The 10,852-nt window shown below is 69.5% G+C and carries 15 protein-coding genes and 1 riboswitch; of the genes, 10 read left to right on the forward strand and 5 right to left on the reverse strand.

Annotated features, from left to right (window positions below; genetic code table 11):
* The first annotated feature begins 128 nt into the window (after window positions 1-128).
* The 3 genes from V7D28_RS10440 (at window position 129) to V7D28_RS10450 (ending at window position 2,163) form a co-directional block, all read left to right on the forward strand.
* Window positions 129-1,064: a DMT family transporter gene (locus V7D28_RS10440; RefSeq protein ID WP_333587324.1), complete on the forward strand. Its 936-nt coding sequence runs from the start codon at window positions 129-131 to the stop codon at window positions 1,062-1,064.
* Window positions 1,065-1,172: 108 nt separating this feature from the next.
* Window positions 1,173-1,742, forward strand: a complete 570-nt coding sequence (locus tag V7D28_RS10445) for a tetratricopeptide repeat protein (protein WP_333587325.1) — start codon at window positions 1,173-1,175, stop codon at window positions 1,740-1,742.
* A 58-nt stretch (window positions 1,743-1,800) separates the two neighbouring features.
* Complete coding sequence (locus V7D28_RS10450; protein ID WP_333587326.1) at window positions 1,801-2,163, forward strand: hypothetical protein; 363 nt, start codon at window positions 1,801-1,803, stop codon at window positions 2,161-2,163.
* Between the two features lie 23 nt (window positions 2,164-2,186).
* On the opposite strand, the gene V7D28_RS10455 is transcribed toward V7D28_RS10450, so the two are convergent.
* Entirely contained in the window at window positions 2,187-2,582 is a 396-nt protein-coding gene (locus tag V7D28_RS10455) for an MAPEG family protein (RefSeq protein WP_333587327.1), read from the reverse strand.
* 206 nt (window positions 2,583-2,788) lie between these two features.
* Here V7D28_RS10455 and V7D28_RS10460 point away from each other — a divergent pair, with 206 nt between their 5' ends.
* Window positions 2,789-2,932, forward strand: coding sequence for a hypothetical protein (locus tag V7D28_RS10460; RefSeq protein ID WP_333587328.1), 144 nt, complete (start codon window positions 2,789-2,791; stop codon window positions 2,930-2,932).
* Between the two features lie 6 nt (window positions 2,933-2,938).
* Here V7D28_RS10460 and V7D28_RS10465 read toward each other — a convergent pair whose 3' ends face one another.
* Window positions 2,939-3,376: a DUF6491 family protein gene (locus V7D28_RS10465; protein ID WP_333587329.1), complete on the reverse strand. Its 438-nt coding sequence runs from the start codon at window positions 3,374-3,376 to the stop codon at window positions 2,939-2,941.
* A 126-nt stretch (window positions 3,377-3,502) separates the two neighbouring features.
* Window positions 3,503-3,610: riboswitch (TPP riboswitch) on the forward strand.
* On the opposite strand from V7D28_RS10465, the gene V7D28_RS10470 reads away from it, so the two are divergent.
* From V7D28_RS10470 to V7D28_RS10480, 3 genes are all read left to right on the forward strand, one after another.
* Complete coding sequence (locus V7D28_RS10470; protein ID WP_333587330.1) at window positions 3,606-4,013, forward strand: hypothetical protein; 408 nt, start codon at window positions 3,606-3,608, stop codon at window positions 4,011-4,013. (Overlaps the previous riboswitch by 5 nt.)
* Window positions 4,014-4,063: 50 nt before the next feature.
* On the forward strand, window positions 4,064-5,893 hold the full coding sequence (thiC, locus tag V7D28_RS10475) for a phosphomethylpyrimidine synthase ThiC (RefSeq protein ID WP_333587331.1): 1,830 nt from the start codon (window positions 4,064-4,066) through the stop codon (window positions 5,891-5,893).
* Window positions 5,894-5,977: 84 nt separating this feature from the next.
* Window positions 5,978-6,217: a hypothetical protein gene (locus V7D28_RS10480; protein WP_333587332.1), complete on the forward strand. Its 240-nt coding sequence runs from the start codon at window positions 5,978-5,980 to the stop codon at window positions 6,215-6,217.
* A gap of 10 nt (window positions 6,218-6,227) precedes the next feature.
* On the opposite strand, the gene V7D28_RS10485 is transcribed toward V7D28_RS10480, so the two are convergent.
* Window positions 6,228-6,698 carry a YaiI/YqxD family protein gene (locus tag V7D28_RS10485; protein WP_333587333.1) on the reverse strand — a complete coding sequence of 157 codons (471 nt, stop codon included), beginning with the start codon at window positions 6,696-6,698 and terminating at the stop codon, window positions 6,228-6,230.
* Between the two features lie 163 nt (window positions 6,699-6,861).
* Here V7D28_RS10485 and V7D28_RS10490 point away from each other — a divergent pair, with 163 nt between their 5' ends.
* Window positions 6,862-8,457, forward strand: coding sequence for an MBL fold metallo-hydrolase (locus V7D28_RS10490; protein WP_333587334.1), 1,596 nt, complete (start codon window positions 6,862-6,864; stop codon window positions 8,455-8,457).
* 62 nt (window positions 8,458-8,519) lie between these two features.
* Entirely contained in the window at window positions 8,520-9,353 is an 834-nt protein-coding gene (locus V7D28_RS10495; protein ID WP_333587335.1) for a universal stress protein, read from the forward strand.
* A gap of 24 nt (window positions 9,354-9,377) precedes the next feature.
* Here V7D28_RS10495 and V7D28_RS10500 read toward each other — a convergent pair whose 3' ends face one another.
* The gene (locus tag V7D28_RS10500) at window positions 9,378-9,704 is read right to left on the reverse strand and encodes an ArsR/SmtB family transcription factor (protein ID WP_333587336.1); all 327 of its coding nucleotides are present in this window, start codon (window positions 9,702-9,704) and stop codon (window positions 9,378-9,380) included.
* A gap of 48 nt (window positions 9,705-9,752) precedes the next feature.
* Between V7D28_RS10500 and V7D28_RS10505 the strand changes: the two genes are divergently transcribed.
* Window positions 9,753-10,205 (forward strand): SRPBCC family protein, encoded by a 453-nt coding sequence (locus V7D28_RS10505; protein WP_333587337.1) that lies wholly within the window; start codon window positions 9,753-9,755, stop codon window positions 10,203-10,205.
* A gap of 39 nt (window positions 10,206-10,244) precedes the next feature.
* On the opposite strand, the gene V7D28_RS10510 is transcribed toward V7D28_RS10505, so the two are convergent.
* On the reverse strand, window positions 10,245-10,793 hold the full coding sequence (locus V7D28_RS10510) for a lipocalin family protein (RefSeq protein WP_333587338.1): 549 nt from the start codon (window positions 10,791-10,793) through the stop codon (window positions 10,245-10,247).
* Window positions 10,794-10,852: the final 59 nt, after the last annotated feature.

A 10,852-nucleotide genomic window follows, 5' to 3' on the forward strand; every position in this document is an offset into this window, starting at 1 on the left:
CCCCCGCACCGCGCCTGCCCCGTCTCACTATGGTCCAGGCCGCCCCCCTCGCGCCAGGGGCGTGCGCAAATCATCCCCGAGGGGTCGAAACGATTGACGCCGCCCGGTCGCCGGGTCATTCCGCCGCTGTGTCGCCAAGCCCCCCTTCGCCGCCCCTGCGTCCGGCCGCCCGCAACGGACTGGGCATCCTGTTGCGCATGGGCGCCATGGCCTGCATGGCGGGACTGTTCGCCCTGGTGAAGGTGGCGTCGGAACGCGGCGTGCCCGTGTTCGAGACCCTGTTCTTCCGCAACGCCTTCGCCTTCATCCCCATCGCCATCTATATCGCACGCACCAGCGGCTTCGGCGTCCTGCGCACCACCCGGCCCGGCGCGCACCTGACCCGCGCCCTGGTGGGTCTCACCGGAATGGTGGGGGGCTTCATGGCGGTGTCCCACCTGCCGCTCACCGAGGCCACGGCGCTCTCCTTCTCCGCGCCCCTGTTCATGACCGCGCTCTCGGTTCCCCTGCTGAAGGAGCAGGTGGGAGCCCACCGGTGGGCCGCCGTGGCGGTGGGTCTGGCGGGGGTTCTGATCATGATCCGCCCCGATCCCGCGCACATGGCCTCCATCGGCGTGATCTTCGCCCTGGTGGGCGCGGTGGGCTCGGCGCTCGCCATGGTCACCATCCGCCAGATCAGCCTCACTGAGCCCGGCCCCCGCATCGTGTTCTATTTCACCCTGGCCGGCATGGTGGCGGGCCTGGCCAGCCTGCCCTTCGGATGGGTCATGCCCGACGCCGAAACCCTGGCCCTGCTGGTCGTCATGGGCTTCCTGGGCGGGGTGGGGCAGTTGCTGCTCACCGAGGCGATCCGTGTGGCGCCGGTGGCCGTGGTGGCGCCCTTCGACTACAGTCAGCTGATCTGGGCGAGCCTGATCGCCTTCCTGGTCTGGGGCGAGCTGCCCCGGGGGACGACCCTGATCGGCGCGGCCATCGTCGCCGGCAGCGGGGTCTACATCCTCTACCGCGAGACCCGAAAGTCCCGCGAAGCGGCCAAGGATGGTCAACCCCTCGTTGAATCCTGACGGGAATTTGCATCGTTGGCGGGAAGCCTGCGATTGACGGAACGACGTTCTGTGCGAATCTCCCATCGGAACGCGCCGCATCGAAGGCGCAGCGACAGGAGGTCTCCCATGCCCCGCGGTCTCACCCTCTGGCTGCTGGCCGGCGCAGCCGCGCTGGCCGCGGGCGCGGCGCAGGCGGCGGTGACCGTCATCGGGGGCGGGGCGGCCGACGCCTGTTCGCGCGCCGCGGTGACCGGCGAGTCGGACCGCCGTTCCGAAGGCCTGTGCGATCTCGCCCTGGAGACCGAACCTCTCAACGCCCGCGACCGGGCCGGCACCTATGTAAACCGCGGGGTCATCCGCATGCGCCGGGCCGAATACGGCCGCGCCATCGCCGATTTCGATCAGGCGGTGAAGATCATGCCGGAACTGGGCGAGGGCTATGTCAATCGCGGCGCGGCCTATATCGGCCAGCAGCGCTACGCCGAGAGTCTGGCCGAAATCGATCGCGGCCTGCAGTTCGGCGTCGAGGAGCCGGCCAAGGCCTATTACAACCGCGCCCTGGCCAACGAGGGCCTCGAGGACGCCCGCGCGGCCTATTTCGACTATCAGAAGGCCATTGAGCTGGCGCCGACCTGGACCTTGCCGGCCGAACAACTGGCCCGGTTCACCGTGACGCGGCCGGCCCCACGGAACTGAGACGGACCCGATCGCCTGGCCCCCGCGTTAGAAGGCCATGCCCACCGGAGGTCTGGCCATGATCCGTCTGCTTGTCGTCTCGATCCTGGGCGGTTTCGCCGCCGGGGCCGCCGTCGCCCAACCTGCGGCTGACCCCGCAGCCGGCCATTGGCAGGGCGTGCTGGAGGCCGAGCAGCGGATGACCCGCGACCGCCTCACCGCGATGGAAAACGATCTCCACGTCCAGTCGACCCGGGCTGAGACGGAGCGCGCGCTTTCGTCCCTGCGGTCCATGCAGGGCGCGCCGCAGCCCGAAATTCGGCCTGGCGAGCCTGCGGCGCAGGACCGGGCCGCCCCGCCCGAACCCTTTCCGCAGATCCCGGAGGAACGCCTCCAGCGGTCCAATGCGCGGGTGATGGACGCGGTGGGCGATCGCCGCTGAGGCGGCGCCGAGGCCGGTTGAAATCAGGGAACCAGAATCGGTCCCGCCACCATGCCCAGCCCCACGATGGAGATGATCCAGGCCAGGGACCGGAGGCCCCGCACCCCGAAGGCGTAGAGGGGCACATAGGCCACCCGGCCCCAGAAATAGATCTGGGCGCCCAGGGCGGTGGTTTCCCCGGCGCGACCGGCCACATGGGCGATCAGCACCGCGCCGATGAAGAGCGGCAGGGTCTCGAACAGATTGGCCTGAGCGCGCTGAAGCCTCTGGGCGCGCGGATTAAGGGGCGGCATCTCCTCGTCCCGGGCGCCGGTGTTCCACTTCAGGCCGTACTGGGCCGTTCGGGCGAAATCAAACAGCAGGATCTGCACAAAGGCCAGGACCAGGGTCCAGGCGAGCATCATCAGGTCAATAGTCATCGGCGGCTCCCCCCACGAGCAGGCCTTCAGGCCTCATGCCGCCGAGAGGACGCCGCCCGCTCGGCCCCGTCAAGCGCGACCCTACGGCGCCCTTGAGCCTGATGTGATCAGTCGGAACCGCAACCCGCGCTTCTACCCTCCCCGAACCGCCGCGTCGCCGACGCTCGCTTCCATATGGGTCACGCCGGCCGGGACCTGGGAAGATCATGGGGCGCGGCGTAAGGCGCTCGGTTCAGGTTCGCAGCCCGATCTACTCCAGCGCCATCGGCCGCTGGCGCCGCTATGGCGCAGCCTTGGGTCCCCTGATCTCGGCTCTGCAGGCCGAGGGGGTGGACATCGGGACAGCCTGAGAGGTCTCAGGGACGCTGATCAGGCGCCAGGGCGGCGACCTCGGCCGGCGTCAGGCGCCGGACGTCCTGGATCATGCAGGGCGTCGCTCCAATGGGCGTGGCGACGCGCACGCTCAGGTCCAGTCGACCGCAGATCTGATCGGTTCCGCCGCTGGGCGTCAGCACGAGCGGGTCGGAATTCATCGTGTCGAGACAGGCGTTGGCCATGTCCATGCGGAAGATCTCGCCCTGGCCCACACCGGTTCGGAAGAGGACCGTGTCGCGGCTGATGACCTTCTGCCCGCGGATGGAGCTCAGCCGGAAACAAGCCCGCTCCTGAGCGGGGCTCTGGGCCAGGGTCTGGGGCGCGGCGGCGTCCTGGCGCGCCGCAGGGGCGGCGGCGCAGCTGGCCAAAACGGCGCCGAGCGCGAGGAGGGCGAGGGGCGACCAAGTCTGGCTGTGCATGCTGAACATTCTGGGCTGAAACTGAAGTCCGAGGCTTGCACCTCAATTGGGCCAAACAGTGTCGATGACCGTTCGCCGGTTCAAGGCGCAGGTCTTGGCGGAAGGGTCGGCTGTCGCTAGTCTCATTGCTGAACCTCGGGGGGCCGCGCTTGGGCGGCTGAGAGGCGGGCGAGCCCGCGACCCGTTGAACCTGATCCGGGTCATGCCGGCGAAGGGAAGGGAGAGCGCCATGGCGCGTCTGACGGAACCGACCCGATTCTGCGCCCGCATCCTGGGGCCCTTCCTGGCGCTCGCCGGGGGCGCGGCGGTCCTGCGCCGGGACGAGTTGCCCAGCCTGGTGCAGGGGTTCCGGGAGGCCCCGGCCCTGACCTTTTCGGTGGGCGTGCTGATCATGCTCGCCGGCCTCGCCCTGCTGGCCCATCATCAGAAGTGGCGGCGCCCCGCCGAGGCGGCTGTCAGCCTCATCGCCTGGCTTCTCACCCTGCGCGGCGTCCTGCTCATCCTCGTCCCCGGCGTGGTCTTCGACCTGGCCGAGCGGCTCATGCGATCGACGGCCCTGGCCGTGGGCGCAGGCCTGGCCGCCGTGGCGCTGGGGGTCTGGCTCACCCTGGTGGGCTATCGCCGGGCGCCGGTCTGATCCCCGCCCTTCCTCATTTCACGCCCGCCGTCCCACAACGAGGCCCGCCCATGAACAAGCCCGCCGCCAAGCTGGAAGCCGCCGCCATCCCCACCGGTGAGCGTCCCGGGTCCAAGAAGGTCTATGAGCCCGGCGTGCTCTTCCCCGACATCCGCGTGCCCTTCCGGGAGGTGGCGGTGCATGAGAGCGCCGGGGAACCCCCGGTCACCCTTTATGACCCCTCCGGCCCCTATACGGACCCGGCCGTGCGGATCGACATCGACAAGGGACTGGCGCGCACCCGCGAGCCCTGGGTGGTCTCCCGCGGGGATGTGGAGGTGGTGGCCGAGCCCCGCGTGGTGAAGCCCGAGGACAACGGCTTCGCCCGCGGCGCCCATCTGGCGCCGGAGTTCCAGGCCCCGCGCCGGGTCTATCGCGCCCGGCCAGGCGTCAGCGTCACCCAGCTCGACTATGCCCGCCGGGGGATCATCACGCCGGAGATGGAGTATGTGGCCATCCGCGAGAACCTGCGGCGCAAGGAAGGCGAGGCCTTCATCCGCGACGGCGAGGACTTCGGCGCGTCCATCCCCGACCTGGTGACGCCGGAGTTCGTCCGCGACGAGGTGGCCCGCGGGCGGGCCATCATCCCGGCCAACATCAATCACACCGAGCTGGAGCCCATGGCGATCGGCCGGAACTTCCTGGTCAAGATCAACGCCAATATCGGCAACTCCGCCGTGCTCTCCACCGTCGCCGACGAGGTGGACAAGATGGTCTGGGCCATCCGCTGGGGCGCCGACACGGTCATGGACCTGTCCACCGGCCGCAACATCCACAACATCCGCGACTGGATCATCCGCAACAGCCCCGTGCCCATCGGCACCGTGCCCATCTACCAGGCCCTGGAGAAGGTCGGCGGCGTGGCCGAGGACCTGAACTGGGAGGTGTTCCGCGACACCCTGATCGAACAGGCCGAGCAGGGGGTGGACTATTTCACCATCCACGCCGGGGTGCGCCTGCCCTTCATCCCGCTGACCGCCAGCCGGGTGACGGGCATCGTCTCGCGCGGCGGCTCGATCATGGCCAAGTGGTGCCTGGCCCACCACCGCGAGAGCTTCCTCTACGAGCACTTCGAGGACATCTGCGAGATCATGCGGGCCTATGACATCAGCTTCAGCCTGGGCGACGGCCTGCGCCCCGGCTCCATCGCCGACGCCAATGACGCCGCCCAGTTCGCCGAGCTGGAGACGCTGGGCGAGCTCACCAAGGTGGCCTGGGACTATGGCGTCCAGACCATGATCGAAGGGCCCGGCCATGTGCCCATGCACAAGATCAAGGCCAATATGGACAAGCAGCTGGCCGCCTGCGGCGAGGCGCCCTTCTACACCCTCGGGCCGCTCACCACCGATGTGGCGCCCGGCTATGACCACATCACCAGCGCCATCGGCGCGGCCATGATCGGCTGGTTCGGCACGGCCATGCTCTGCTACGTGACGCCCAAGGAGCATCTGGGCCTGCCCGACCGCAAGGACGTCAAGGACGGGGTGATCACCTACAAGATCGCCGCCCACGCCGCCGACCTGGCCAAGGGCCATCCCTCGGCCCGGGCCTGGGACGACGCGCTGTCGCGCGCGCGCTTCGAGTTCCGCTGGGAGGACCAGTTCAACCTGGGCCTCGATCCGGAAACGGCGCGGGAATACCACGATGAGACCCTGCCCAAGGAGGCGCACAAGACGGCGCACTTCTGCTCCATGTGCGGCCCCAAGTTCTGCTCCATGAAGATCAGCCAGGACATCCGCGAGGCCGCCCGCGGCCAAAACGACGTGGCCGCTGAGGGCATGGCGCAGATGAGCCAGAAGTTCCGCGAGGGCGGCGGCGAGGTCTATGTGCCCAAGAGCTGAGGGCGGCGCCCGGCCTTGACGCCGCTCAAGGCCGGGGGCTCATTGAACGGGCAGCCTGACCCGGATCACCGCACGGAGGCCCCCATGAGCGACCCAGCCGAGCGTCCGCCCAAGCGCGGCGAAGCCATCGCCGGCGCCGCCTTCGTGCTGGTGGGGCTCGCCCTTCTCAGCGGCATGCTGGCCATCTCCTATGGCCAGGCGCCGGCCCTGCAGACCCTGCTGTTCCGCTATGGCTTGGCGGCCGTTCCGCTTGTGGCGGTGCTGGGCCAGGGGGCGATCCTGCTGGGCCTGTGGCTGCTCTGGCGGGTGGCCAGCCGGCGCTGAGCCCGCCCGGTCAAGGCCGTCGGCGCCGCGCCTTCTGCACCGCCTCATCCAGGGCCTGTAGGAAGCGGGAGCGGTCATTGCGGTCGAACGGCTTGGGACCGCCCGTGAACTCGCCGGTGGAACGCAGCTGCTCCATGAGCGCGCGTTGGGCCAGCGCCGCGCCGATGGAGTTTTCCGTAAACGGCCGCCCGTTGGGCGCGATGGCCTGGCCGCCGGCCTTCAGGGCGCGTTCGGCCAGGGGAATGTCGGCGGTCACCACCACGTCGCCCGGGCCCACATGGTCGGCGATCCAGTCGTCGGCCGCATCGGGTCCGGCCTCGACGATGACGCGGGCGATGAGCAGCGAAGTGGGGATCATCATGAAGGCGTTGGAGACGACATAGGTCTTCAGCCGGTAGCGCTGGCCGACCTTGTAGACCTCGTCCTTCACCGGGCAGGCGTCGGCGTCGATGAAGAGTGTCGGCGAAAACTCGGATGTCATGGCCAGCCATCATGGGCCAGTCGGACCGGGTTTGCAGCCCTGAACGATGGCGAGGTTCCTCGACTGGGGGGCGTCCTCATCCCAGCGCGGATTGATCTGGATCAGGGGGCCCGGTCGCGCGAGGGTCATGGTGGCGGCCCATTTCGAACAGGGAATCCCGACTGTGCCCGCAAAGCTCACCTTTCACGGCGCCGCCGGCTGCGTCACCGGCTCCTGCCTGGAAGTGTCCGCCGATCAGGCGCGTATCCTGGTGGATTGCGGCATGTTCCAGGGGCCCAAGACGCTCAAGGCCCTGAACTATCAGGACTTCCCCTTCGATCCCGCCGCCATCGACGCGGTGGTGCTGACCCACGCGCACCTGGATCATTCCGGCCTGCTGCCCAAGCTGATCAAGGCCGGGTTCACAGGCCCGGTCTTCGCCACCGCGGCCACGCGCGACCTCTGCGGGGTGATGCTGCCCGACGCGGGCGACATCCAGGAGGGCGAGGTCCGGCGCCTCAATCGCCGCAACCAGAGGCGCGGCCTGCCGCAGGTGACGCCGATCTACACCGCCCGGGACGCGGAAAAGGCGATCGACTCATTCCGCAAAGTCAAGCTGGGCGAGGCGGTCGCGGTGGCCGCGGGCGTGGAGGCCGTCTTCTGGGAGGCCGGCCACATCCTGGGATCGACGTCGGTGGAGCTGCGGCTGAGCGAGGGCCAGTCCACCACCGTCGTCCTCGTCTCGGGCGATATCGGCCAGGGCGGCCGCGACTTCGCGCCCGACCCCGAGGGGCCGGCCGGGGTCGACCACATCGTGCTGGAGGCCACCTATGGCGACCGCGAACGGATGGCGATCACCCCCGATGAGCGGCGCGGTCTCCTGGCGGAAATACTGCGCGAGGCCCACGCGGCCGGTGGGCCGGTGCTGATCCCCACCTTCGCCGTGGAACGGGCACAGGAGCTCATCGCCGACATCGTGGCCCTGATGGAGGCGGGCCAGGTCCCCAAGGGCGACATCTTCCTGGACTCCCCCCTGGCGATCGAGGCGACCGAGGTCTTCCAGCGGCGGGGCTATAACCGCTCCACGGGGGAAAATCCCTTCGCTGGCCTGCGTGCGGGGGGGCGGCTGAACTTCCTGGCCAAGCCCGCCGAGAGCGACCGGCTGGAGCGCCTGAAAGGCTGGCACCTGATCCTGGCGGGCAGCGGCATGTGCGACGCCGGCCGCGTGCGGCGACACCTGAAGCGGCTCCTGTGGCGGCGGGAAGCGACGGTCCTGCTCTCCGGCTTCCAGGCCAAGGGGACGCTGGGTCGGATCCTGGCCGACGGGGCCTCGCGAGTGAGCATCCAGGGCGATGAGGTCCAGGTGCGGGCCCGCATTCGCAGCCTGGACGTCTATTCCGGCCATGCCGACGCCGATGGACTGGTGGCCTGGGCCCGGGCGCGGCGGCCCGTGCGCGGCCACGTCTTCCTCAATCACGGGGAGCCCGACGCGTTGCAGGGCCTGGCGCGCCGCCTCTCCCGCTCGGGCTTTTCGCCGGCGAAGATCCTCACCCCCGGACTGGACGACGGCTATCTGATCTCCGGGGAGACGGCGACGCCGGTGGAGGCTGATCCCGTTGCGCGTCTCGCCCCGGAGGCGGTGACCCGGGCCGACTGGCACAATCAGCGGGCCGCGTTCAATGCGGCCCTGAGCGAGGCCCTGGCCGAGTCGCCGGACGATGCGGCCCGCGAGGCGCTGATGGCCCGACTGAGCGCCGTCCTTGGGCGCGAAGTCCCTTGATCCGCATCAAGGTGCGGCGTGAACGTGCAACCTAGGGTCACTCCAGCCTCAGGGAGATCGCCATGCTTCGTCAGATTCTCGTCGTCACCGACGCCACAGGCTCGGCTGATCCTCGCGTCCGCGCCGCCTGTGATCTCGCCCAACGCCACGGGGCGCACCTGACCGGCGTCTTCCTCACCAGCGAGTATCTTTCGCAGTACATGGCCGCCGAGAGCCTGGCGGGACTGCCCGCCGATGTGGTCCAGAAGATCCTCACCGAGCATTCCAAGGCCGTGGGGGAGGCGGCCGAGAAGGCGCGGCTGGCCTTCGAGGCCCAGGCCGCCAACTTCCGCATATCCTCGGACTGGCTGCCGCTTAGCGGCGATGGCTCGCGCGCGCTGATGGCTGCGGCCCGACGCGCGGACCTGACCATCATGGGCCGCGTGGCCCAGGCGAGCCTCAGCGAGCACAACACCCCGGCCGCCACCATCGCCATGGGCTGCGGAGGCCCGGTCCTGGTGACGCCGGAGGAACGCTTCGAACCCTGCCTGGGACGCCGTGTCCTGGTGGCCTGGAACGGCGGCCGCGAAGCCGCCCGCGCCCTGCGCGACGCTTGGCCGCTCATCGCCCATGCCGACGAGGTGAAGGTGCTGGTGGTTTCCCCTGATGGCGAGGGCGGCCCCGACGGCATGTTGCAGCGTCTGATCGAGCGCCACGGCTACCGCGCCGATCTGATCCTGGATCGAAGCGCCGATGTGGATGCGGAATCCGTCATCCTGCGCCAGGTGGGCCTGCAGCGGGCCGACCTGTTGGTCATGGGGCTTTATGGCCGTCCGCGTCTGCAGGAGCTGATCCTGGGCGGGGTCAGCCGCCGCATGATGTCCGAAGCCCCGATCCCGATCCTGGTGGCCCACTGATCCTGGCCTCAGCCGGGGCGCCGGTCACGGGGCCTCCACCGTGGTCTTGAGCGTGTCCAGGAAGTCCACTGCGCGGGCCGCATAGGCGCCGATCCAGCGGTCGTGAATGTGCTTGATGGGCAGCGGGTTCAGGTGGTTCCACCGCGCCCGTCCGCGCCGCTCGGCGATCACCAGGTCCGCCTCCTCCAGCACCCTCAGATGCTGCATGACGCTGCAGCGATCCAGGGCGGGAAACCGCTCGCAAAGCTCGCCGGTCGTCGCCGGGGCGTCCTTGAGGGCGTCCAGCATCTGGCGCCGCCATGGCGAGGCTAAGGCTTTGAAGACCTTGTCCGAATCAGCTTCGGTTGACATGTTATAAAATTATAACATGATGGGATGCGGCACAAGGAGGCACGCCCCATGGAACTGAGGTTCAAGGTCGCTGCGCGCATCGCGCGCCCGGTGGCGGAGGTTTACGAGGCCGTGGCCGATCCCGCGCGGCTCTCCGGCTACTTCACGACAGGGGGCGCGAAAGGACGCCTGGAGACCGGCGCCGTGGTGACGTGGGACTTCGCCGACTTTCCCGGCGCCTTTCCAGTTCAGGTCATTGAGGCGACGGCGCCCAGCCGCATCGTGCTGCGCTGGGACGGGACCGAAGATGGCCAAGGCCCCTATCAGACCACGGTGACCATGAGCTTTGAGCCGCTGGAGGACGGCCGGACCCTGGTGCGGATCGAAGAGGAAGGCTGGCGCCCCACTCAGGCCGGGCTTGAGGCGTCCTACGGCAATTGCCAGGGCTGGACCCAGATGCTGTCGGCGATGAAGGCCTATGTGGAACACGGCCTGAATCTTCGCGAGGGCATGTACGCCTAGGGCGCCGCTGCGACCGCGCCGGGGCGACTCAGGGACGACTCAGGGACGGCCGGGCGTCGCCAGGATCTCGACCTCCCCGGCATAGCCCTGGGCGCGGACCTGGGTGATCTGGGCCTCGATCTCCTCCACGGGCAGGGCCGTGGGCCTGCTGAACATGTAGATGCGCTCAAAGCCGGGCTCGGCGGAGATGAACCACTGGCCGTCCGGAGCGTGGGCGATGACGCGGTAGGTCCGGCTGGGGCGGAAGGGGCCGAACCGGTAGCGCACCTCCAGAACGGCGTTCTGTCCCGGATCCTGCAGGCGACCTATCCCTGAGATCGCGCGCTCGCGGCCGTCCGGCCCGCCCTGGCGGCAGGCGTCGGTGACGGCGATCTCCCCCTCGTGGGTGCGGCCATAGGTGGTGGTGGCGTGCTCGCAGTCGCGGGTCAGGCGGGTGGGGGTGCGGGCCTGCTCATACCAGACCCCGCTGTAAAAGACGTCCAGCGACAGCGGCCCGGCGGTGGGCGGATCGGCCGCCTGGGCGGGGACGCCGAGGGCGAGCAGGGCTGCGCCGGCCAGAAGGGCGCCTGCCGCGGCGAAGATGTGCATGGGGTGTCTCCGGGGAACCGCTGTGCCTGAAGAGGCATACGTGCCTCAGCCGGCGGCGG

The organism is Phenylobacterium sp. (assembly GCF_036723115.1).
Classification (GTDB): Bacteria; Pseudomonadota; Alphaproteobacteria; order Caulobacterales; family Caulobacteraceae; genus Phenylobacterium.